The organism is Alteromonas stellipolaris (assembly GCF_001562115.1).
Taxonomy (GTDB): Bacteria; Pseudomonadota; Gammaproteobacteria; order Enterobacterales; family Alteromonadaceae; genus Alteromonas; species Alteromonas stellipolaris.
Genome location: NZ_CP013926.1, coordinates 2,744,729 through 2,768,731, shown reverse-complemented (window position 1 = coordinate 2,768,731; position 24,003 = coordinate 2,744,729). Strand labels below are relative to the sequence as shown.

Below are 24,003 nucleotides of genomic sequence, written 5' to 3'. Positions count from 1 at the left end.
CTTTTCTAGCTAAATGACTTGTGCTCCTCGGTTCTAAAGGGCTGTACGGTATTAACTAAACAAAAAATGATAATTTAGTAAAAACGGTTGCCACCGGTAGCATTTAAATATAGGATGTAAATCAAATGTAAAGCATGTTGGTTTTATGCGTGATTTATGTTTTCCCTAGAAGGTGAGTGTATTTAAGGATTACATGCTGTATTGCCCTACAGGCCTTATATTTATAGGGTTATAAACGCTGGAAGTTTAAAACTAAAAGTTAATTGGTGTGAAGTTAACAGGAATGATTAAAGGCTTTGAAGATAATTGATTAGTCGTCTGTGCTACCGTATATTCACTTTATTTGTGAATAAAATGTTTCACGGTAGCAAAAGGCTGACGGTCTGTATTTTCAAAAAAGTTTCACAACAATGACGTTGTAATTCCTGCACCTCAATAAAATATAAAAACCGGAGAAACAACCATGGTACTTAGAAGAAAACAGCTTGCTGTACTTGTTGCGTTAGCGTTGTCAGGTGCACACGTGAATGCTCAACAAGTCGCTAACGAAAGCGCCGAACCACAGGATGAAAATCTAGAGATTATTGAAGTTTCAGGATTTCGCGGCTCGCTGAATAAGTCGCTTATGGAAAAGCGTACTTCAGTTAATAATAAAGAATCTATTGTTGCTGAAGACATAGGTAAGTTTCCCGATCTAAATATCGCTGAGTCTATTCAGCGCGTGCCAGGTGTCGCTATTTCTAGAGAGGGTGGAGAAGGAAGGCAAATAACGCTACGTGGACTTAGTCCTTCATTCACCCGCACCACATTAAACGGGATGGAAGTCCCCGCAAGTACAGATGGCACAGATTCAGGCGGTGGCGTTAACGGCGGACGCGGGTTCGACTTTAACGTATTTGCGTCAGAGTTGTTTAACCGAGTAGACATTCAGAAATCACCAACAGCCTCAATGGAAGAAGGAGGTATTGCAGGTACAGTCGATTTATATTCTGCCAAGCCTTTCGATTACGAGGGGTTTAAGCTAGTCACTTCAGTACAGGGGGGTTATAACAATGTGACGGAAGAAACTGATCCTCGTGCCGCATTTATGATTTCAAATCGTTTTGCTGACGATAAAATTGGTGTGCTTTTCTCTGCTGCAATGTCTGAACGTACGGTTCGTCAAGAAGGCTTCGGTACTGTTCGTTGGACGAATCCAGTCCAAGATGGTGGTGGCTTGTATGCAGATACATCTGACACGGTCGTTTCCGGCACACCCGATGTAGGAAGCTGCGTGGACGATGGTGTTGAGGTAGATCCCCTAAATTGCCTTTGGACACCACGACTACCTCGTCCAGATTACTTTGGCAATGACCAAGAAAGGGTAGGGTTTACCGGTTCCATTCAGTGGGCACCAAGTGACGATTTAACCTTTACGCTTGACGGTTTAGTCTCCTCGTTAGAAAACACGCGGACGATGTATAACTTTTTCCACATGTTTAGAAGTACGTTCGATGAAATCACTCCCACCGCAATTACGGTGCATCCGAATGGCAAGCAAGTACTTGCAGGCTCTTATGAGGGAATAAAATCAAGAATTGAAAGCCGATTACAAGAGTCAACGACTGATTTTAGCCAGTTTGTTTTGTCTGGTGAATGGTTTGCATCAGAGAACGTAAAAGTGGAAGCGATGTTTGGCACCGCTGAGTCAGACGCACGCTCAGAGCAGTACCGTTACAACATGACGCTGTTAGAAAGCACAACATATGGCTTCGATTTTAGCAACAATGAGAATGCACCAGCGCTTACCTATGGTTACGATACCAACGATGCTAGCAACTATAACTTGAGTGATGGACGATTGCGAGCTACCGATGTTGAACGTGAAAATGACACATTTAAAGTTGACGTGTCTTACTTTGGTGATGAAGTAACCATTAAAACGGGTTTTGCGTATAACGATAGAGTGGTTACCTATGCAGAAGAGCAAATTAACGGGTTCCCCGATCAAGATTCAGCAGTTGGTTACGCCGAAATGATGCCGGTTGATGATTTTGGGAGTGGCTTTGACGGCCCGCTTGAACCTTTCCTTGTGGCAGATTTTGATGCGATAAATGCCAACTTATTGGATGTGGTTTGGACACCTCGCTCCGCGCAAAGTTGGCAGGTAGGCGAAGAAACTAGCGCTTTGTATTTGGAAATGGATACAAGCTATGAAATTTCGGATATGTTGCTACGTGCCAATTACGGTGTGCGATATGTGAATACGACTACCACGTCTGAAGGGTTTGTTCAGGGAGAAGCAGTTCAAATTGAGAATGATTACAGTAATTTTCTTCCTGCTGTAAATTTAGCACTTGAAGCTACCGATGATGTCGTGGTTCGACTTGCGGTAACGCAGTCGATGACCCGTCCTAGTCTAAATTCATTGAACCCTGGTAATCCAAGCTTCGATTACATAAATGGTTCTGTTTCTGTCGGCAACCCTTTCCTAGACCCCTTCACATCAAATAACGTAGATTTCGGTGTTGAGTGGTATTTTGATGATGAAGCATTATTAGCCGCTACGGTTTTCTATAAAGATATTGATAACTGGATAGTGCGTTCATCAGAAGAGCGATTTGTTGACCCCGCCTACTTTGACTTTATCGATAATGATGCACAATACGACCCGCAAATTGCGTTAGACCCTCGTGAAGTAGCTTATGAACACAGTAGCCCGAATAATGCAGACGAGCGCAGTATTAGTGGCTACGAGCTTATTTATCAGCAGCCACTTAGCTTCCTGCCAGGAGTTTTTGAAAATATGGGGGTGGTGTCTAACTATACCCATGTTAACGCCGATGACATCGAAGGAATGAGTGAGACGTCATACAACTTCACGCTTTATTATGAAACGGATGTTTACGGTGCTCGTGTATCGGTTAATAAGCGAGACGACTATATAACTGATTTTACAGGGAGTAATGGGAATGTCGCTCATGGCACGACTGGACCAACTCAAGTGGATTTTTCATCGTTTTATAATTTCAGTGAGGCACTTACTTTTACGTTTGAAATAATTAACCTTACCGATGAATATGAGAGATTATTTACAACAGGTGATGGCTCACTAAACCTTGTTCGTGAATATAACCATACTGGAAGACAAATTTTCTTAGGGGCACGTTACTCCCTTTAGCCTAGTGTGTGTACCGCATGTTGCGGTTGTGTCCTGGCCATCATTTATTGATGGCCTTTTTTTTAATAAAGGCAATACGAACAAAACAATGGAAAAGTAATGAGACAGAAACTCGCGATTGCGCTTTCACTATTAATTGGAATAGTCGGTGCAAAGGCTGAAACACAGTTGCCATCAATTAGTCTTCACTTGGTGGGCGACTCTACCATGTCGGATAAAACTAACTTAGCTTACCCTGAGCGAGGTTGGGGGCAAGTTTTACCTGAATTTGGATTGCCTCAGCTTAGTATTAAGAATCACGCAGCCAATGGCCGCAGCACTAAACGCTTTGTCGATGAGGGCAGATGGAGTAGTGTGCTTTCATCACTATCTGCAAATGATTATGTGCTGATTCAATTTGGGCACAATGATCAGAAACGCGAAGACCCTGCACGCTTTGCCAGTGCCGATATAGATTATGTCAACTACCTGCGTCAGTTCATTGATGATGTGGAAAGCAAGGGCGCGACAGCCATAATCGCCAGTTCTATTTGCAGGCGTCATTACACGGATACCGGCGTGCTTAAAAGAACGTTAACCGACTATGCATTGGCTGCACGTCGTGTGGCGAGTGAAAAAGGGGTGTTATTTGTGCCCATGAACCGCCGAACCTGCGAGTTTTTAACAGAAACAGGTGAGGCCGAAAGCCAACAATACTTCATTCAGGTTCCGCCCGATTTGTATGGACGATATCCACAGGGCAAGATTGATAATACTCATTTGAATGTAGTGGGCGCCGCTAAGGTCGCTCAGTTTTTTGTAAGAGAATTAAAAACGTTAGACCACCCCCTTAGCGACTACTTTTACCGAGATACCTTATAAAGCGCTCAATTGAGCGCAGCGTAGTGGGGAACTTGAATCGCTGTTAAAGGTACAAAGCGGTGTCAAACAAAGGCTATTACTTTAGCGGCGTTATATGGCTTGAAAATATGCCTGAAGGAATAATTGCGCCAGGGTAGGTGATTACTGTTGCAGCGACTTTTGCCCCAAAGCTTGCACTTTCAACTGCGGGTTTGCCAGACAAACGCGCCGCCATAAAGCCTGCATTAAAAGCATCTCCTGCCGCGGTCGTATCTACCACTGCGCTGACGTGTTCGACGGGCACAATACATTGCTCTTGTTGAGCAAGAATATGAACACCAATCGCGCCGTTTTTCATCACTACTTCGGTAATATTTTTATCTTCAAGGTAGGCGAATATATCGTCAGCACAGGTGTGACGGAACAGCATCAAATGATCATCTGCGCCCGGAAATGCTAAATCTGATTCTTGGTAAGCTCGGGTAGTCCAATGTTGAGCGATGTCTTCATCTTCCCACAGTCGAGTGCGATAGTTGGGATCAAAGGCGATTTTACAGCCTTGTGTTTTTAGTTTTTTTATTAAACTAAATAGATTTTCACGCTGTGCATTATCTAAAATTGCGATTGAGATCCCACTAAAGTAAAACCAGTCGGCACTGATATTATCATCTGGCATGAGGTTTATAGTTTGCGTTGCGGCAGACTGAGCGCGCCAATAAGCAAAGGTTCGTTCACCTTGATTATCGTTGCGAATCATATACAAACCCAAATTGCGCTCGGTAGAGCGAAATACAAGGTCGGTATTAATCTCGTGCTCGCCCATTGTTAGTATCAATTCATCACTTAAAAAATCGGCACCAATGGCGGTTAAGTAACTTATCGATGATACGGGTAAGCAACGCTTGAAATACACTGCAGTGTTATAGGTATCACCGGCAAAACTTTTCGCCATGGTATCGCCATGTTGAGTGCGAAGTTCAACCATACACTCGCCAAATATTATTAGCCTTTTCATACTGAGGCCCCATAAAGCCCACACATGCTATCAGTAGAATGTCTCATTACAAGTCTTCCAAAATCGGGTCTAATGTTTCATCCACGTCTTGTGTAGACCATGCACTTAACGTTTTTACTTGCGCTAACACATGATCTCGAAATAGCGAATTTGCGCTGAGTTCAGCAAAGATTGTGGTTTCATTCAGTAAATCATTAGTGACTGCAACGGGATCGAAAGCATGTCGAGTTGCCCTTTCGATGAGTGCAGTTGCTTTCGGATCGGTAATGCTTTCACCCGCTTTGGCCTTACGAGAAACAAACAAGCACCATGCTGCAATCGGGATGCAGAGTAAGTTAATATCTCGATTGGCATGTAGATTGTCACGAACGGTGTCTAAGATTCGAAAAGGCAGCTTTTGGGAGCCATCCCACGCAATTTGTGAAAGCATGTGACGAATATGCTTGTTGTGATAGCGAGCGATGATATCAGCAGCATACTGGCGTAAGGTTTCAATATTATCGGTTTCTATCGAAGGTATAATTTCTCTTTCTAACAGCGCGCTAATGAGGACCTGTATTGATGGAGTGGAAATGGCGTCATAGACAGTTTCCTTACCAAAAAGCAGGCCTACATAAGCCAGTGTTGAATGAGTGCCGTTGAGTATGCGCAATTTTGCTTTTTCAAAGAAGGTCACGTCCTTGGTAAAGGTAACGCCTACTTTTTCCCACGGTGGTCGAGGTCCTGAAAAGTGGTCTTCTATGACCCATTGAGTGAAGGTCTCACGCTGAATGGGCCAGTCATCTTTAAGTCCTAGATTGGCACTCACGTTAGATTTCACCTCATCGTCAGTTGCAGGGGTAATGCTATCTACCATAGTGCAAGGAAAAGCGATGTTGTTTTGAATCCACTTAGCCAATTCTGGTGAAAGGTAATAAGCAAAATCAATGACCGCTTTTGCGAGTTTCTTGCCATTATCGGTTACGTTATCGCAGCTTATGATGGTAACGTCGGCATCGCCAGAATGCTCTCGCGCTTTTAAAGCTTGGGCAATAAGGCCTACAGCACTAATGGGCAAATCTGGGTTAGCAAGATCGTGTTGAATATCAGGGTTCTCTACATCGAGACTTCCGGTGTTATTTAAGCAGTACCCTTTTTCGGTCACGGTTAAAGATATTATCTTAATCGCAGGGGAGCACAATGCAGCGGTAATGACATCTCTATCTTCACTTAGCGTGGAAAGAGTTTTAATCGCACCTAACACACGTAAAGATGGCGTGTTATCGACAACCGCAAGGGAATAAAGATTGTCTTGGGGGGCCAGTGCTTTTTTCAATGTATCGCTTCGCATCGATACGCCGTGAATGCGCCAATTCCCACCGTAGGCCAATGCTAAATCAGTATAATAAGCTTGATGTGCACGGTGAAAAGCGCCGGGACCAATATGTACAATACCGCATTGTGATTTTCGCAAGTCGTAATCAGGAACGGCAACGTCACGGCTTAGTTGATCGAGTGTTTTTATACTAAGTTGCTTTTCCATGTTTATCCCAACTTATACGCTTGTTTTGCAAAATCATATGTGACCTTTTTAGCAATACTAGCGGCTTCGGTTTCGCTGATGCGATGTTGAACAACTAGTTCTGCTAAGAATCGACAATCTATCCGTCGGGCAACGTCATGACGAGCAGGAATAGACAAGAAAGCACGCGTATCATCGTTGAAACCGACGGTGTTAAAGAAACCTGCGGTTTCGGTTACTTGGTGGCGAAAACGTAACATACCTTCTGGGCTGTCGTGAAACCACCATGCAGGCCCTAGTTTTAAACACGGATAATGGCCAGCCAACGGCGCTAATTCACGACTATAAGTGGTTTCGTCTAAGGTAAATAAAATAATATTTAAGCTAGGCTCATTTCCATACTTTGAAAGCAAAGGGCGAAGCGCACGTACGAAATCCGTCTGCATAGGAATATCGTGACCCTTGTCACGGCCAAACTGGTTAAACAGTGAAGTATTGTGATTTCTAAACGAGCCCGGATGAATTTGCATAACCATGCCATCTTCAACGCTCATTCCTGCTAATTCCGTTAGCATTTGAGCCCTAAAAAGCTCCTGTTCTTCGGCATTACTTTGCCCTGTGCGGACCTTATCAAACAGAGTAATACACTCGTTAGTGCTTAAATCAGCAGTATTAGCAGTTGGGTGGCCATGGTCGGTGGCAGTTGCGCCGTGGGCTCTGAATACAGTGCGTCGGGCTCGAATAGCGTTTAAGTAACCTTGCCAAGTCTGAGTGTCTTCGTTGGTCAGTGCACCTAATTTTTCTATATTGGCAACGATGTCTTCCCGCGAAGCATCAACCACATCGTCAGGTCTAAATGTGGTGATAACGCGTTTATCCCACCCTGTACCTTTTAATGCACCGTGGTGAGAAAGCTCATCAAGCGCCCCTTCGGTGGTAGCAATGAGTTCTATATTAAATCTGTCCATCAAAGCCCGAGGTTTGAAACTGGCGTCCTGAAGTTTGGTGGTAATATGCTCGTAGTATTCGGTGGCATTATTGCTGCACAACATGTCAGTAAGACCAAACACGTCATGAAAGACGGTATCTAGCCACATTCTTGATGGAGTAGCGGCAAACAAATAATAATTGTCTGCAAGGATTTGCCAAATTTTGCGAGGATCAGACTCAGTAGCCCCGCCATCCCACCGAGGAACTCCTAATGATTCTAGTGAGATACCTTGGCTATACAGCATCCTGAAAACATAATGATCGGGGGTGATAAATAACTCAGTGGCGTTAGTAAAATTTTTATTTTGTGCAAACCACCGCGGATCAGTATGTCCATGGGGACTGATAATCGGTAAATCTCGTATTTCTTGATAAAGCGTACGGGCTACTTTTTTAGTGGCCGAGTCAGATGGGAATAGTCTGTCTTCATGTAATAAAATTGATTCCATAACAATCTCTTCTTAAAGCGTGACGCCACGTTTCCAAATAGCAATTTCATGGCTGCCATTTTTCTCGTTGCAGGTTAATTGACCCGATGCTACTGCAAGACATTGTTGGAGCAGCGCGTTGGCACACTTATCGATAGACATGCCTTCCAACACCTGACCGGCGTTAAAATCTATCCAATGTGGCTTCTTATTAGCGATATCTGAATTTGACGATATCTTTATTGTGGGTACAGGGAAGCCGAGGGGAGTACCTCGACCTGTGGTGAATAAAACAATATGTGCGCCAGACGCGGCCAATGCAGTTGCACTGACTGCATCGTTACCTGGCGCTTGAAGCAAATTTAAACCATTAACAGTTCTCGGTTGACCATAGTTGAGCACCGACTGCACCGTCGATTGCCCACCCTTTTGAACCGCGCCTAATGATTTCTCTTCTAACGTGGTAAGACCCCCAGCTTTATTACCTGGTGATGGGTTTTCGTAAATGGGTTGATTGTGGGCAATGAAATACTGTTTAAACTCGCTAATTAAGGTTTCTATATCGTCAAAAACAGACTTGTTTTTGGCGCGGTTCATCAGGAGTTGCTCGGCGCCAAACATTTCTGGTGTCTCAGTAAGAATAACCGAGCCACCTAATTGACAGGTTAAATCAGTGACTCGACCCACCGTTGGGTTTGCGGTAATACCGCTAAACGCATCGCTACCGCCACACTTCATGCCTAGCACTAACTCGTTGGCACCAATAGGCTCTCGTTTATCCTCATCAAGTGTTTTCAATAGGGAGTAAACAGCATTTACGCCAGCTTCAATTTCGTCTTCAACTTCCTGCGCATTGTAAAAACGCAGCCTCGAGTCGGGCTTATCAATTTCAGGTAGCATCGATTTAAGCTGATTGTTCTCACACCCCAGCCCAATAACTAAAACGGCGCCGGCATTTGGATGCGAAGCTAGCGAGGCGAGTATCGTTCTTGTGTCATCTAAATCGTCGCCTAATTGAGAGCACCCAAAAGGGTGGGTGAATGCTCTAAAGCCATCACACTCGCCAAAGTATCGACGCTCACATTCTTGCGCAATGTGTTCTGCAGTTCGATTAACACAGCCCACCGTGTTGATGATCCAAACTTCGTTGCGGATACCTACTTTACCGTTCTCTCGGCGATACCCCATAAAAGTGGGGATATGGGCAGGCTTAGCTAATGCTGTTCGAGTCGGTGTGTATTCGTATACTTCACTGCCATCAAGTTTGGTCTTTAGGTTGTGGCTATGTACGTACTCTCCCAATTTTATACTTTGTGTGGCAACGCCTATTTCAAAGCCATATTTAATAACTGGGGTATTAACCGAAATATTGCGAAGTGCCACCTTATGACCAGCAGGGATCTGTTCGGTAATAAAAATTTTATGACTTTCAATAAAGGTACGTGCGGCTATGTCCTGTGTTGCCACGGCAACATTGTCACTGGCATGAACTTTCACTAACAAGGTTTGTAAACTCATCGCGTACCCTCAGACTTTGCGTTACTAGCACCAAAAGCTTGGGCTAACGGACGTACTAAACAGATTGGTTTATTTTAACACTTTGTAATATACGTGCCACCGGTGGCATAGTAAAGGAAAACTAATCATTTATTAGTGGTGGCGGCTAAAAATTACACTCTTTTTATAGAATCACGAATAATAAGGTGGGGTTTAACTAAGTAGGTCTCTGTTTCACTCACTTCAGTGCCTTCGATTTGAGCGATTATTTTCCTAGCCGCAAGTGCGGCCATATCGCCTACAGGCCTCTGAACTGTAGTTAATGCAGGAATTACTCGTGCTGCCAGCAAGTTGTCATCAAAGCCTGCTACCGACAATTCATCAGGAACAGTAATGCCCATTTCATGTGCAACCTTGAGTACACCAGCGGCCATTTCATCGTTGTTAGCGAAAATAGCTTTAACGCGGGGGGACTGAATGAGCAGGGTTCTGGCGCATTCAATACCACTTTCATAACTGTTCTTACCTTCGATAATACGGTCTACGGGAACTTCAACGTGCAACTCATTCAATGTTTCTAAAAAACCTTCAAGTCGCTCTTTAGATGAGTAATAACGCTGTGGACCGCTAATGATACCAATGTCTCGGTGTCCTAGAGACACCATGTATCGGGCTAAGTCACGAAGGGCAGCCCGATCATCTGAGACAACAATGTTGCTGTGATCATCTAAGTCCACCGAGGCCATACGAACGTAATTAATCTGTTTTTCTCTGAGTGCTTCAGCTAACTCTTTAGCTTCGGATACCGGTGGCAATATGATGACGCCATCTATACGAGATCGACTGACAAATTGAATACAGTTACTAATAAAGTCGTCGGTATTGTAGTTGCAAGGATGAACAACCAGTTCATAACCTTTTTCAGAGCAGACGCTTAGTACGCCACGCTGAACCTGATCGATATACAGAGCATCGGGGTTATCGTAAATAAGCCCGATAAGAAATGACCTACTGGCAGCAAGCCCTCGGGCTTGCTTGTCAGGTGAAAAGCCGGTTTCTTTTATTACTTCATCAATTCGCTCGCGCGTTGCTTTGCCCACATTAGATGCGCCATTAATGACCCGAGATACCGTTCGTTTCGATACGCCAGCAAGGCGGGCTACATCATTAATTGTGGGGCGTTTGTTCATTATCGGTAAGTTTCCGCAGGTTGAGTATTGAATTTACTGAACATTATTGAATGAATAGTACCATAAAATAAAGTCATTCCATTTGACACCAGTTCGTTGACATATTTCAAAAGCCTAGCGCCCTAGGCAGGGCTTCACTAAACCAGGGAACGTAAGTAACTAACATCAATACAACGAACATGGCAAAGTAGAGAGGGAGCAACGGCTTGATAATATTCTCTAATTTTGTTTTTGCAATCGCACAGGTAATAAAAAGCACCGCGCCTACTGGAGGAGAACACAACCCAATAGACAAGTTTAAAACCAGCATTATACCGAACTGTAGCTCAGACATACCCAGTTGAATGGCAACGGGTAAAAATATGGGCGTAAAGATAAGTACGGCCGGCGTCATATCTAAAAAGGCACCCACGACAATAAGTAACAAATTGATTAATAGTAAAATTAGAATGGGGTTGTCGCTAATTGCCAGCAATGCATTGCTTAAGATTTGCGGAATATTTTCATACGACAGTAACCAACTCATTGCGGTAGATGCTGCAATCAATAGCATAACAATCGCTGTGGTTTCTGCGGATTTCAACAAAATATTAGGAAGTGCTTTAACCTCTACTTCGCGATAAAACACCACTGCAAGTAACAGAGCATAAACCACGGCAATCGCGCCAGCCTCGGTGGCAGTAAAGATACCGCCCACAATCCCACCGATGACTAATACAATGAGAAATAATGAGGGCAGGGCAGCGCCTATTTTTTGTAACACTATTGATAAGGGAAGTCGGGCAGACAGTGGATAGCCTTTGGCTTTGGCATAGCCAAAACACACAATCATTAATGCTAGCCCCACCATAATTCCCGGTACATATCCTGCCATGAATAAAGCGGCAATCGACACGCCGCCACTGGCGATGGCATAAACAATAAGGATATTGCTAGGAGGGATTAGCATCCCTGTAGTTGACGCGGCGGCGGTTACTGCAGCGCTGAAATTTGGTTCGTAACCTGCTTTTTTCATTTCAGGTAGCATAAAGCTGCCAATAGCGGATGTGGCAGCAACCGCAGAGCCTGATATAGCACCAAATAGCATACAAGACACCACATTGACCAGTGCCAAGCCTCCTGGTAAGGCACCAATAAGAGCCATAGCACATTCGATTAACCGCTTTGCAATCCCACCTCGACCCATAATTAGGCCTGACAGTACGAAGAAAGGGATAGCCAAAAGGGCAAAACTATTTAGTCCTCCAGCCATTCGCTGGGCAACAGTAATGGTTGCTGGCGCTAAATCCATACTCATCAACATTGCGATAAGAGTGGCTAATCCTATACTGATAGAGATGGGCACATTGAGCAGTAAAAGCAAAAAGAATCCCACAAGAAGTACTATACCGGTTAATTCCATTCGTTAAACTCCTTCTCAGGTGAATGCCATAGTGTAAAAATGTTCACTATGCTGTAGATAACAATAAGTCCGCCTGAAAGGGGGAGTACTAGATAAATCAACCCCATTTTTATGCCTAACGCCGCAGAAATTTGATCGAGTTCTAGAGTTAACATCACTAGTTCAGTGCCACCGTAGACCATGACCAAAGCACAAAACGTGATAACGAATACTTCAACTAGGGTTAACAGAACGCGTTTTACCAAAGGGGATTGACGCTCTACGAGTAAATTAAAACCAAGGTGAGCATGCTGGCGATACGCGTAAGCTGCGCCTAGTATGCCTATCCACATGAGAAAGAAGCGTGAGAGTTCTTCTGTCACAGACGCGGGATCTTGCAAAATGTATCGCGATATTACCTGCCAAATTACGGTGAGTAATATACTTGTCATGGCAATAATCAAGGTTCCAGCAAGTAACTTGTCTAGCGTTTTAATAATCATCAACTTACATCGCTTTTATTTGCGTAATGAGCTCACCAATATGGGTGCCGGTGAAACTATCGTGAAAAGGTTTGACCGCGTCTACGAATGGTTGTTTGTTTGGACGAATAACGGTTACACCTTCTGCTTCAACTTGTGCTAGTGACTCTGCTGTTGAGGTTGTCCAAAGCTGGCGCTGAAACTGAACAGAGTCTTGCATCGCTTTGGTCAGCCATTCTTGTTGTTGTGAGTTTAAGGATTCCCAAACGGGGAGTGAACAAAGCATTACATCGGGAACACTCGTGTGTTCGTCCAAGCTATAATATCTGGCTATTTCGTAATGCCTAGAAAGGTGGTAACTAGGCGGATTATTCTCAGCGCCATCCACTACGCCTTGTTGAAGTGCAGTATAAAGCTCCCCCCAAGATACAGGTGTTGCTGCACCGCCCAGAGCCCTTACTGTTGCCACTGCGGTAGGGCTGTTGAGTACTCTAATTTTCATCCCTTTTAAATCGCTCGGTGTTTTGATAGGGCGATCGTTGGAGTAAAAGCTTCGGCTTCCTGCATCGTAATATCCCAAGCCTTTTAAACGAAAATCTTCAACGCCATTCAACAGGTCGCTACCAAGCTCACTGTTTAGCACCCGCCAAAAATGCTCATTGTTTTTGAAAATATAAGGGATACTGAAGATTTTCATGTCTGGCGAAAAGCCTTCAAGAGGACTTGCTGAAACCTTGGTCATCGCCAAAGATCCAATTTGTAAAAGCTCTATCATTTCCCTTTCGGTACCTAATTGGCTACCAGGGTAAATGATGACTGTCATCTTACCGTCTGAATAGTATTCAAGGCGTTCCCCCAAAAACTCCATGGCTTTATGCACTGAGTGCTGGGTGTCTAGAGTATGACCCAAACGCAGTACGGTGATTTCGCCGCTACTCTCGTGTTGAGAGCACGCAAAGAGCGTAAATACGCTCATTACTAAGACCATAAACTTGCTAAAACACTGCATAATACTATCCATGCCATTCATTAACGTAAGGCTGAAGGTGGAAACTTGTCCATGTCATCGTAGTCAAGGTTTTCACCCGCCATCCCCCATATGAATGCATAGCTTCCTGTACCTACGCCGCAGTGAATTGACCACGGAGGGGAAATAATGGCTTCTTCATTTGCCACAAATAAATGACGTGTTTCATGGGGTTCTCCCATAAAATGGCACACACGATTTTCTTCATTCATATCAAAATAGAAATATACTTCGTTCCTTCTATCGTGCTGATGCGCCGGCATTGTATTCCAAACACTGCCATTGTGAAGGCGTGTTAGCCCCATTTGTAATTGGCATGTGTCTACAACGGTATTAATCAGTAATTGCTTAATATCTCGCTCATTAGAGGTTTCTTGGCTGCCTAAATGCAGCACGTTGGCATCGTCCTTACCTACTTTTTTACAGGGGTAGGCATGGTGAGCAGGCGCAGAATTCATATAATATTTAGCAGGATTATTCGCATCGTCAGACGCAAAAGAAATTTGCTCATTTCCTTTTCCAATGTACAAGGCTTCTTCGGGAGCAAGGTGGTACTCATTACCATTCACTGTGACTGTACCTGCGCCACCAATATTGATGATGCCAACTTCGCGGCGTGCAGTGAAATAAGGCATTTTTAACTGGTCTTCAATAGTATCAAGGGTAAGCACATCGGTGGTTGGTACTGCGCTTCCCAACATGAATCGCTCATAGTGGGTGTAAATCCAAACCACTTCGCCCTTCGACATGAGTGAGGAGGTTAAAAAAGCATCTCGTAGTTCTTCAGTGTTGTAAGCGTTTGCTTCTTTTTTGCCAATGGCATAGCGAACATCAATCTCTGGATTCATCATCTTTTCCTTCATCTATCTTGCGAGAAAACCGCCATCCACCGCGAGGGTGTGGCCGCTTACGTAATTGCTTGCTGAACTTGCTAGAAAAACAGCTGCCCCCGCTAAATCGTCAACTTCACCCCATCTCCCAGCGGGAATTCGAGAAAGAATTTCTGCGCTGCGTTTAGCGTCATCTTGTAGGGCTTGGGTGTTATCAGTTTTGATATAACCTGGTGCAATAGCGTTAACTTGAATATTCGAAGTACCCCATTCATTGGCGAGTGCTTTGGTTAATCCCGCAATTGCGTGTTTGCTTGCTGTGTAGGCTGGAACCGTTACACCACCACTAAAACTCAACATGGAAGCTATATTGATAATTTTGCCGCCATCATGAGAGATCATATGTTTTCCAATGGCTTGACTTAGTAAAAATGCAGCGTCAAGGTTCACTTTCATCACTTGTTGCCAAGCATCTAAAGGAAACTCTGTAGCAGGAGCTCGAAATATGGTACCGCCGTTATTGACCAATATATCAATTCGTTTGCCCTGTTTAATGGCAGATGTCGCTAAATTGGCAACTGCATCTAGGTTGCTTAAATCAGCACTTATTGCCCGTGCACTACCACCTATGGCATCTATTTTGTGAAGCGTGTTTTCACATCCACCTTCTCGTGAACTTGAGCATATAACGTGAGCGCCAGCACCGGCTAAGGATAAGGCCAGTGCTTGTCCAATTCCCCGGCTTGCTCCGGTAACGAGGGCGGTTTTCCCTTCTAAATTAAAGTTCACCATATTCATTTCCTCTTATTCTCAGAAAATGTGCTTTTTATCCTAACCAAATTTACACATTAAGTTAACAATTTATAAAATAATTGCCACCGGTGGCATTTGTCAATATATTGTTTTATAAATAATGCATTGTTAATCAGTGATTGGAGATGAAAATATGAGATTTATTATAGGTTTAGCGCTAATTTTGCCAATAATATTAACGGCGTGTTCTGAAGGCGAAAATAATAATATACCAAGTGTGATGGTTAAAAACCCAGCAGAAGGAGGGTTTGTCACTCAAGAGGTTTCAATACCATTGGACGAAGAATACCGTGGTTGGTTATTAAAAGAGGTAGCATCGGAATGGCGTGAGAACGCAAGTGGTGAGGCTACTTTGTACGCTTATATCCAGATGGAACCGGGTGCGGAAAAAGAATTTTCTCTAGTTCAAACCAAAGAGTCGGTAACCGACACCGCCCACGCTGAGCTATCAGTACGCTCAGGGGGGCAATGGGAAGGCGCGGCTTATACGGCAGATGGTTTTTCATTTCAGCCTGTAGAATCTTTTACTGCACCTTCACAGCTGACTGACCACTCTTACTTTTTAAAGTATGAAGGACCCGGTTGGGAAAATGACAAGATAGGCTATCGACTGTACCTAGACTGGCGAAATGCTATCGATGTTTTTGCCAAAACGTCGGATGATGTGGTATTGCCACAAGTAGGCAACGACGGTTATGACGCTTACCATAAACTTGCAGACTGGGGCGGTGATGCGTTGAAAGTAGGGAAGTCACTTGGGCTGGGTGCACTAGGAAGGCAAGTCGAAGAAGGGGTTCTGCACTTTCAATATGTTGACGATACCCGATGGGCATTAACTGAGAATACGCACTTAACTGCAGCCTTCAATGTTAGCTACAGTAATTGGCGTACACGGGAAAACTCAAATGACGGGGTTGATGTGGAAACCCGCTATAAGATTAATACCGGAGATGCATCAACACGTATAACGGTTAAAACGTCATCTCCTACATCGAATATAGTTACAGGACTGGTAGCACATGAGGGAATGACGAAAATCGCATTTGCAGAAGGCAAATGGGGCGTTATTGCTACATGGGGAGAGCAGAGTGTGTTAAGTGACAATGACTTACTTGGCCTAGCTGTGTTTTATCAACTAGATGAGGTTAGTAGTGTAGCTAAAGGTGAGTTCGATCATTTGATTACTTTTAAACCCGCCACCTCGTTCGAGTATGAAATTATGGCATACTGGCCTGCAAGAGATAGAGCAGAAAACCCAAAGGCTAGCTTCGAAACCTTATTGCGTCAAAAGGTTCGGGCTTTAAACCACGGTTTACAAGTAATGTAAATTGCAATTGCTGGCGGTTTTAACAATCGCCAGCAAATTGAACGTTATGGGGTGTTTATTATAAAATGGTATTCCCATACCGAGTCATGCCTCTTTTGAGATGGCATTATTAGTTTTGCCTATAACGCAGGCAAAATTTCAAACTGAATAGGTTTATAGCGAAAGTTATTCGATTCGCCCGCAGAGCATGCAGTAAGGCCTACAATCATATCCATTTTGGCTTCAAAAATAGTGAAATCGCCTGCTTTGCTTGTAGGTGGTAACACGGCAATTTTTCCTTCGGGGCTCACATCCACGTTCATAAAGGTATTGAATGTAGTGCCAATGTGGTGTGCAGGAATGTCGAATTCAGCAAAAGCGGCCACTAGGTTACCATGGCATCCAGGTACAGGCGTTTCACTAGGGTAGAAGTGTTTGAAGGTATCTACACTGCAAGGGGTTAAGAGAAAGTCGTGTTCTTCTACCGTGTCTTCAATAATTTCAAACATCACCTGACTCTCATTGGAATAGAGCTTACAGCCAGCTGCAAAATGGGTACTTTCGTTATAATCTAGCGAACGGCCTGACGACATGAACTCATTTTTATCGTGGGCATTGAAAGCATATAAATCGGCAACTTGTTCTCCTTCAGGATCAATAACTTTAAGTCTTTCACCTTTTTTAATGGTGAATGCTGTGCCACTTCTTGGTTGAATGGTTTGTCGCATTGCTGCCTCTTTATTTTCTTTATTTGAATTTGTGTAAATTAGTTTTGACTTGCGTGGAAAGGACATTGCCAACGCTTTGGCTGCTGCTTTCCACTGTACTGATAGGCTTCTGACTGCTCGCCGTGATTTTGCAATAAGGTATTTTTTGACCCACAGAAGGCTTCGTCTTGTTGACGAATGTGGTCTCTTAAATCTTCAAATTTGCCTTGTTCACGAAGTAATTCGAATTGTTCGTGAAGATTAAATACCAGCGCGGGGCGTTCGAAGCGTCTACTTTTTCGCTTTGCACCTGGGTGAAGTCCAATGATAAAAAACGCTTTACCACCCAAGCTAAAACTAAAGTTAGGGCTATGCGGATTTTCGTCTACTTGGTTATCCCAGTCGTGCATACAGGTGTCGATATCATGAAGTTGCTGAAGCTTGCGCCACAGTAATTTATCAAAAACGACCTCGCTCAAAATTTCCGGTTGTTCGAAAGTTAGTACCAGCGAGGAATACATGTCTTTTTCTAGCTCAAAACGATGAATGAAGTCGTAGATGTCCGTCAAGATGTCGGTGTCATTCATGTCGCATCGAAAATTATCGTACTGTTTAACCGTGATTTTGCCTTTGTTCAAAGCAGTTTTAGCCCCTACGCAGGGATAATCAGCTTGATCAATAAAGGCTGATACCTTGTGTTCTAAATCAGGCTTTAAAATAGACATACTCACTCCTTGATTAGTCTTCCCACGAATTTCAAGCAGATTGCTTAATCAACGTTGTATCATGTTCTTGCGATGAATCATCGTTTTCAGAGGCTGGTTTTTCCCGCTTAGGCAATTGCAGAACATGAATGCCAGCGGTTTCAAAATCTTCATTAATGTAACCGGCTTCTGCGTATGCATTTAGCACATCGATACAAGGGTTAACGCCCCATTTCGCGTGATAACGCTCAGCGTTTCTGACAAAATCAAGAAGGTGATTAATAGGGCAGCGGTAGTTTGGTCGTTCTGGAGCAAAGGTCTGCAATTCAATTTGATTTAAAGAAAAACCCAGTGAACGACAATTTGTAAAAAAGTCTTCGTCGTTTAGTCCGAAGCCGTCGTAACCTTCATCGAAACCGCCGGTTTTCTTAAAATCTGTCTTGCTAATAAAAAACACTGTAGAACAAATGCTATCGTCACTAAACTTTCCATGATCATCTTCCTGTTGTCTTGACGGAATTTCGTTATTGTCTTCGTCTGGTAATTCTTGGCTTTTAATGTGGCATAAAGTGTCGTGGGGAAAAGTCCATTGTGACTCTGGAACGAATGTCACTTTGGTAAATACCACTGAGCCTGGACACCACGCGTTCATCCCCTTAGCGATGAAGTTTTTATCCACGATGGCATCAACATTTATGTAAGCTAAAAGATTACTCTTGGCTTCTTGTAAGCCTCGGTTGCGTGCTCTAGCAATGGGTAACGCGCCGTTAGCCACGAACTTATGCACGATGTTAAATTTCTCACTCTTCGCTAGTGAAAGCGTTGAAGGAGAGCACATCCAAACAATGACAAGTTCATCGGGTAGTGGGTTACACGACTCAAGCTGTTCTATGAGTCTGCAGAGTTTTTCTGTACGACTTTTTACTATCGTGACAACACTGACGGGTGAATGCATGTAAACCTCCTAATTTCCCTTTGGTGAGTGATTGATAACCGAACTTCTGTCATCGCTATCAAACGTTGCACTAACTGTCTTATCTGTAATGCTTACTTGCAGGTAATCTAGCAATAATTAGACCTTAGTCTAATATGTTGAAAAGTTTGGAGATTATTTCTTTTTGTGAAGGGTGCCAGTGCTTAGGCTTGCAAAGAATTCACTCAGTGTGAATCTATTTCATAGTTTGAGAATGGGGGCTAATGCCCCATTTTAGAAGAGGTTTGCTGCTCACTGGGAGTGATTTGGTTCACTGGGGAGAGAATGTTAGCCGCATTAACTTTGTTAGCTTGAACAGTATCTGGCTGCTGCGGACTTGCATTGTTTGTTATAGCTTCTATCCCTATTTTATCTGGCAAGCTTTGTAAATATTCGATGGGTTCACTTCGAACACATAAGGTCTTTAAATTGAAAACTTGGCAGCTGCCTTTATAACGCTGGGTATCGGCTACAAGGTAATGACACGCTTCGCCCTTCGTTTTTGTTTTACAGGCTTCAAATGCTTCGTTGTGAATATGACCGCTGTGAGCCAAAACTGTCGTCGAGTATGCCATTGCTAGTACCGTTACCAATGAGAGTAGAGGTAAACGTTCGGCTGACTTTTCAAATAATATCTTGAGCGATTTGGCACATATGGACATCATTCATTTACCTCTATACTGCCTTGGGCACCTTGATAGCAGCCGATAAACATATTTTCTGCTGCACTTGCTGCATGATAGTGATAGCCTCTTGTATCGTCTTCATGGCCTCTGCACTCATCAAGATCATAGTCTTCCTCTCCATTGGCATTTAACATGCCGTAGATACCGTAGCCATCAAGTGCATAGCCCATTAGGTTGGCATGCTCATCAATACTGGTTACCACTTCGCTACACCCTAACGAAGCATGGTAATGATAGCCTTCAGCGGGGTTCACGTGGCCACCACAATCGTCGAATGCTGCAATGGTATTTGCCGCCAGTATTTGGGACACAGGGGCAGGGCCTGCTATCACTACACCATTAAGTGAAACGCCCAAGTCAGCACCAATAGATTCGGGGTTTGATAAAGGTACTGGGGTAACTGGAATAAGAATAGTTTGTTGCATACCGCCGTCGTAATAACTAATTGAACACTGCACGCAGTGGTTTTGATATTCCGCTGCTACATTTGGGCGGGCTGCAGCTTCACACGCCACCTGTGTATCGGTCACAAAAATATCGCCAGTATCTTCATCGTATAATTCCCAGTCATCGCCATAAAGGGCTTTAACGTCAACAAAGAATTGTCCTTCCAGCTGATATACGTCGCCACTTCCATCAAACCATATACCGCCTTTAGTGGCATCATCTGTAATATTCGAAGGGCAAAAGGGGCCAATTTCCGTATTGGCAGGAGCTCCATTGATAACGACTTTGTAGCATTCGGTAGTGGTACCATCCGTAAGCGTACACGTCGTGGTAGTAATAGTTTCGGCCAGGCCGGCGGCTAAAAAATAGTCTGGGTTGGGACCAGTAACAACACTGTCGGCGTCGCTATCACCATCGCTATCGCCATCTGAATCTGAGCCAGTGGAAGTATCGCTTGCTGCTGTTGAAGTGTTATTGGAATTGTCGCTATCAGAGCAGGCGGATGTGCCCAGCAACGTAAGTACAAGCAGTGCGTAAAATGACGTCTTCATAAAATGCCTCAGAACTGTCTTTTAGATTTGAATATCTATTGGAATACCTAATCAAAGACTATCGCTAAAAAGTGCAGTTTATGTGCAGGTTCAAAGAGGCTTTAATGAAGATGTATAGAAGGCTACTGTACTTTATCTAAAACAGGCTATTGTACTTTGTAGCCTATGCCGTATACCGCATGAATAGGACTGATGTGTTCATCCGTAGCTAACTTGTGGCGCAAGTTTTTCATATGGCTGTCGATGGTGCGGTTACTGACTACTCTGCCATCTTCGTAGCCAAGTTCCATAAGTTGGTCTCGCGAGTAAACTACACCGGGTTTCGTCATCATCGTTTTCAATAACCGAAATTCTACCGGCGTGAGCTCAATAATGTTGCCATCCACAGCGCATTCAAAGCGAGACATATCCAACTCGATGTGGCGAAAAGTGAGTTTTTCTAATGAAGACTCAGTTTTGGTTTGTTGAGTGGTTCGCCGCAATATAGCTTGTATCCGTGCTACCACTTCACGCGCTGAAAAAGGTTTACAAACATAGTCATCGGCACCCGCTTCAAGACCAATAAGTCGGTCTATTTCATCGACTCGAGCGGTCAACATGATAATGGGTACCATAGAAAAACTACGTAACGATTTGCAAATGGTGAGTCCGTCCACACCGGGCAACATCCTATCTAGTATAATGGCCGTGGGGGCTTCCTTTTTTACCATATCAACAACATGGGTACCTTCATTCAGTACGGTAGATGTGAACCCTTCCAAGGCAAGAAACTCAACTAAAATTTGCGCAATTTTATCTTCATCTTCAACAATGAGTACATGTTTGTGCGATGTCATTAGTTATTATCCGTAGTGAAATATTTGGGCAGCTCTGCTGTAATTTTAACGCCGCCGAGTGACGAAACTGACGCGCTAATTTTGCCACCATGGGCCTCTATAATTTGTTTACTAATTGATAGACCAAGGCCGGCGCCTTGTGTTCGACGCCTACGTGAGGCATCTTCTCTAAACAAAGGTTCAAATAATGCTGCTGTATTTTCTTTCGCAATGCTCGGCGCTGAGTCTTGTACAATAATAACGACAAACGAAGGTTGTTCTGAAACCACTAACTCCACGGTACCTGGCGCATCGGTGTACTCACAAGCGTTAACTAACAAGTTAAGCATAAGTTGCTTCAAGCGCTGGTGATCGGCATTAATGGTGATGTTGGGTGGGCAGGAAAAAGTGAAGGTAAGCCCTTTTGTATCAAAAATATGCGCAAGGCTTTCGCTTTGTTGCGCTATTACTTGGCTCAGATCCACTGACGAGAAATGATAAGAAAGCCCGCCAATATCAGACAGTGATAATTGGTATAAATCTTCAACCAATAAAGACAAGCGCGAAACCTCTTGGTCAAACGAAGCGAGTTGTTTTTGATCAAGTGGTCGAATTCCTGCTTTTATCAGTTCAATTTCGCCAGACAATATAGTGAGGGGAGTACGAAGTTCATGAGAAATATCAGCTAGCCATTGGCTTTTAGTATTTTTATGCGCTTCAAGGGTATTTCCCAATGTGTTTATGTGCCGCATTAGCTCGCCAAACTCATCAGGACGATTTTCTGGCAAGTTGGTTTTATATTGATGTGCGGTAAGGCCTTTAACGCTTTGTAAAATTGCCTTGAAAGGGCTTAGCATGTGGGGCGCAACGCCCAATGCCAGTACAAGCGAGGCGATAAGTGATACCAATCCTATAAAAATAATGGCGTGCAACTGTTGTGCAGAAAAAGCACGAGCGACATCAGAGTCAGGTGTTTTGGGTGGGTAACTGGTAAGCCAACCTATGAGCTCGCCGTTGACTTCAAGTTTCACGCTTACTTCATTTCGTTCGTTTTCGTCTGCATAGGAATCTTGCCCAGATATAATGTTCCCAGAGGCATTAGTCAGTAACGTAGGTGGGCCGGCAGATACATCGTCAATCTGATGCCTAGGGGGAGGGAATCCACCGGGGTGAGGGCGCATGCCGGGGCGGCGATGAGGGATGCCAGTAGGTGCAACACGCTCTATTTCAATATTATCCCAACTATTATTATTGCTGCGGTACTCTGCAATAAGCACGCGACGTAAACTCATCAGGCGCTCTCGCTCCTGATTTTGAATAAATTCATTAAAGCCTTGCTCGAAGCTCCATCGTGCAAGTGCTAGTGAAAGCGACAAAGACACACAGGTAAAGCCAACAAGAATAACAAGTAATTTATGGGATAGTTTCATTGTGCTGAGTATATCTATGCTTGTACGTTGCTAACAATTGTTTCTGCTTTTATTCCGTTACTTCTACATCTTCTCTACACTGAATCTGCACATTTAACGCGTATGCTGAATGTGAGTTAGTTAATCTTCTTAGGAAAAGTCATGAAATTGTTAAAGCTTGTATTCGTTGCCACTCTTCTCACAGGAAGTTTAAGCGCATTTGCGCAACAGGGTCGACCGAATGGTCCGCCACCTGAAGCTATTGAAGCATGTGAAGATAAATCTGAGGGCGATACGGTCTCTTTTGAAACCCGTCGCGGTGACAGCGTGGAAGGTACTTGCGAATTGGTTGAGGAACAACTGGTAGCGGTTCCTGAAAACCATCGTCAACAGCGTTAATTCCCCCAGTATATTATTTCTATACCCATCTAAAAACGTAAGCTGGCAGTGTAAATATACACCGTCAGTTTTTGCTTTGTTATTACAGAACGCTCTAACAAAAAAATACCGAATATGTCATACTAGTCAATCATTAAGCTAAGCATTAATAGCGCGCCCTTTTGTTAGGTTTTTCACAGCGCATTAGCTTAAAATATCTTATTGGAGGCCTAGTATGCAATACAGTGACGAGCGCCTTAACGAGCTAGTAAACGCCAGAAATCCAGAGGTCCCAGACGTATTTAGCATCCAGTGTGATGGCATTGAACTTTATGTTCACGTTAGCCCTTACGTATGGATCCGCCCTTGGGAAGGGCGAGACCACACGGCTTTTTCAGTGGGGCTAGCGCCAGGATGCCCAAATGCCTGTAGGTTGTTCGGTAAAATTGATGTGCCCTATTTGCATATTTCGCTAGAGGCCCTTAAGCAGGCTGCGGTTAAGCGTGTATCTGAAGCGGGAATATCGTTTTTAACCAAACGAGGAGCAGGGGTGAAAAGCTTTGCTATTCACCCTAGAGGCGGTTTGACATCAGTAGACGAAAGCCGTGCTTACCAAGATGCTTACGTAAATGGATACCGCTATGTAGTGCATGTTTATCAGTTACGAAGTGGCGGGCTTGGAAAGCGCTTTGCTGAATGGTTTTTTTTCGGAGAGCCAGAGCCGTCTGTGATCTTAACAAAATTACGTCGTCAGCAAGATAATCTTGCAGACTCAATGCATTTTGAAATATGTCAATTGTCGACGGAACTTCCTAAGTCAGCGTAAATCTTAATTAGTATAATAAACTATGGTTCACTTGTGAGCGTAATCAT

22 protein-coding genes are annotated in these 24,003 nt (G+C 43.8%); 5 read left to right on the top strand and 17 right to left on the bottom strand.

Features of this window, described 5'->3' with window-relative positions; all coding sequences use genetic code 11:
* The first annotated feature begins 463 nt into the window (after positions 1–463).
* Together AVL57_RS11800 and AVL57_RS11795 are read left to right on the top strand one after the other, a co-directional pair.
* On the top strand, positions 464–3,160 hold the full coding sequence (locus AVL57_RS11800; protein ID WP_057791140.1) for a TonB-dependent receptor: 2,697 nt from the start codon (positions 464–466) through the stop codon (positions 3,158–3,160).
* Between the two features lie 99 nt (positions 3,161–3,259).
* Positions 3,260–4,021: a rhamnogalacturonan acetylesterase gene (locus AVL57_RS11795; RefSeq protein ID WP_057791142.1), complete on the top strand. Its 762-nt coding sequence runs from the start codon at positions 3,260–3,262 to the stop codon at positions 4,019–4,021.
* A gap of 76 nt (positions 4,022–4,097) precedes the next feature.
* Here the strand turns inward: AVL57_RS11795 and AVL57_RS11790 are convergent, their stop codons facing one another.
* From AVL57_RS11790 to kduD, 10 genes are all read right to left on the bottom strand, one after another.
* The gene (locus tag AVL57_RS11790; RefSeq protein ID WP_057791144.1) at positions 4,098–5,015 is read right to left on the bottom strand and encodes a sugar kinase; all 918 of its coding nucleotides are present in this window, start codon (positions 5,013–5,015) and stop codon (positions 4,098–4,100) included.
* Positions 5,016–5,061: 46 nt separating this feature from the next.
* On the bottom strand, positions 5,062–6,537 hold the full coding sequence (locus AVL57_RS11785) for a mannitol dehydrogenase family protein (protein ID WP_057791146.1): 1,476 nt from the start codon (positions 6,535–6,537) through the stop codon (positions 5,062–5,064).
* A gap of 2 nt (positions 6,538–6,539) precedes the next feature.
* Entirely contained in the window at positions 6,540–7,955 is a 1,416-nt protein-coding gene (gene uxaC / locus AVL57_RS11780; protein ID WP_057791148.1) for a glucuronate isomerase, read from the bottom strand.
* Positions 7,956–7,967: 12 nt separating this feature from the next.
* Positions 7,968–9,452 carry a UxaA family hydrolase gene (locus AVL57_RS11775; RefSeq protein ID WP_057791150.1) on the bottom strand — a complete coding sequence of 495 codons (1,485 nt, stop codon included), beginning with the start codon at positions 9,450–9,452 and terminating at the stop codon, positions 7,968–7,970.
* Positions 9,453–9,604: 152 nt separating this feature from the next.
* Complete coding sequence (locus AVL57_RS11770) at positions 9,605–10,621, bottom strand: LacI family DNA-binding transcriptional regulator (protein ID WP_057791152.1); 1,017 nt, start codon at positions 10,619–10,621, stop codon at positions 9,605–9,607.
* Positions 10,622–10,727: 106 nt separating this feature from the next.
* Positions 10,728–12,023: a TRAP transporter large permease gene (locus AVL57_RS11765; RefSeq protein ID WP_057791154.1), complete on the bottom strand. Its 1,296-nt coding sequence runs from the start codon at positions 12,021–12,023 to the stop codon at positions 10,728–10,730.
* Positions 12,014–12,505: a TRAP transporter small permease gene (locus AVL57_RS11760; RefSeq protein WP_232363289.1), complete on the bottom strand. Its 492-nt coding sequence runs from the start codon at positions 12,503–12,505 to the stop codon at positions 12,014–12,016. The genes AVL57_RS11765 and AVL57_RS11760 overlap by 10 nt, the downstream gene beginning before the upstream one ends.
* 4 nt (positions 12,506–12,509) lie before the next feature.
* The gene (locus tag AVL57_RS11755) at positions 12,510–13,460 is read right to left on the bottom strand and encodes a TRAP transporter substrate-binding protein (RefSeq protein ID WP_232363274.1); all 951 of its coding nucleotides are present in this window, start codon (positions 13,458–13,460) and stop codon (positions 12,510–12,512) included.
* A 53-nt stretch (positions 13,461–13,513) separates the two neighbouring features.
* Positions 13,514–14,359 (bottom strand): 5-dehydro-4-deoxy-D-glucuronate isomerase, encoded by an 846-nt coding sequence (kduI, locus tag AVL57_RS11750; protein WP_057791158.1) that lies wholly within the window; start codon positions 14,357–14,359, stop codon positions 13,514–13,516.
* 15 nt (positions 14,360–14,374) lie between these two features.
* Positions 14,375–15,133, bottom strand: coding sequence for a 2-dehydro-3-deoxy-D-gluconate 5-dehydrogenase KduD (gene kduD, locus AVL57_RS11745; protein ID WP_057791160.1), 759 nt, complete (start codon positions 15,131–15,133; stop codon positions 14,375–14,377).
* A gap of 154 nt (positions 15,134–15,287) precedes the next feature.
* On the opposite strand from kduD, the gene AVL57_RS11740 reads away from it, so the two are divergent.
* Positions 15,288–16,481: a DUF4861 family protein gene (locus AVL57_RS11740; protein WP_057791161.1), complete on the top strand. Its 1,194-nt coding sequence runs from the start codon at positions 15,288–15,290 to the stop codon at positions 16,479–16,481.
* A gap of 119 nt (positions 16,482–16,600) precedes the next feature.
* Here AVL57_RS11740 and AVL57_RS11735 read toward each other — a convergent pair whose 3' ends face one another.
* From AVL57_RS11735 to AVL57_RS11705, 7 genes are all read right to left on the bottom strand, one after another.
* Positions 16,601–17,188: a DUF1989 domain-containing protein gene (locus tag AVL57_RS11735; RefSeq protein ID WP_057796068.1), complete on the bottom strand. Its 588-nt coding sequence runs from the start codon at positions 17,186–17,188 to the stop codon at positions 16,601–16,603.
* A 38-nt stretch (positions 17,189–17,226) separates the two neighbouring features.
* Entirely contained in the window at positions 17,227–17,892 is a 666-nt protein-coding gene (gene gntA, locus AVL57_RS11730; protein WP_057791163.1) for a guanitoxin biosynthesis heme-dependent pre-guanitoxin N-hydroxylase GntA, read from the bottom strand.
* 31 nt (positions 17,893–17,923) lie between these two features.
* Complete coding sequence (locus AVL57_RS11725; protein WP_057791165.1) at positions 17,924–18,826, bottom strand: glycosyltransferase family 2 protein; 903 nt, start codon at positions 18,824–18,826, stop codon at positions 17,924–17,926.
* Between the two features lie 239 nt (positions 18,827–19,065).
* Positions 19,066–19,509: a hypothetical protein gene (locus AVL57_RS11720; RefSeq protein ID WP_057791167.1), complete on the bottom strand. Its 444-nt coding sequence runs from the start codon at positions 19,507–19,509 to the stop codon at positions 19,066–19,068.
* Entirely contained in the window at positions 19,506–20,528 is a 1,023-nt protein-coding gene (locus AVL57_RS11715) for a YHYH protein (protein ID WP_057791169.1), read from the bottom strand. The genes AVL57_RS11720 and AVL57_RS11715 overlap by 4 nt, the downstream gene beginning before the upstream one ends.
* 146 nt (positions 20,529–20,674) lie before the next feature.
* Entirely contained in the window at positions 20,675–21,364 is a 690-nt protein-coding gene (locus AVL57_RS11710) for a response regulator (protein ID WP_057791171.1), read from the bottom strand.
* Positions 21,364–22,773 (bottom strand): ATP-binding protein, encoded by a 1,410-nt coding sequence (locus tag AVL57_RS11705; protein WP_057791173.1) that lies wholly within the window; start codon positions 22,771–22,773, stop codon positions 21,364–21,366. The genes AVL57_RS11710 and AVL57_RS11705 overlap by 1 nt, the downstream gene beginning before the upstream one ends.
* A 141-nt stretch (positions 22,774–22,914) precedes the next feature.
* Between AVL57_RS11705 and AVL57_RS11700 the strand changes: the two genes are divergently transcribed.
* On the top strand, positions 22,915–23,151 hold the full coding sequence (locus AVL57_RS11700) for a hypothetical protein (RefSeq protein WP_057791175.1): 237 nt from the start codon (positions 22,915–22,917) through the stop codon (positions 23,149–23,151).
* Between the two features lie 214 nt (positions 23,152–23,365).
* The gene (locus AVL57_RS11695; RefSeq protein WP_057791177.1) at positions 23,366–23,956 is read left to right on the top strand and encodes a hypothetical protein; all 591 of its coding nucleotides are present in this window, start codon (positions 23,366–23,368) and stop codon (positions 23,954–23,956) included.
* The last annotated feature ends 47 nt before the right edge of the window (positions 23,957–24,003 follow it).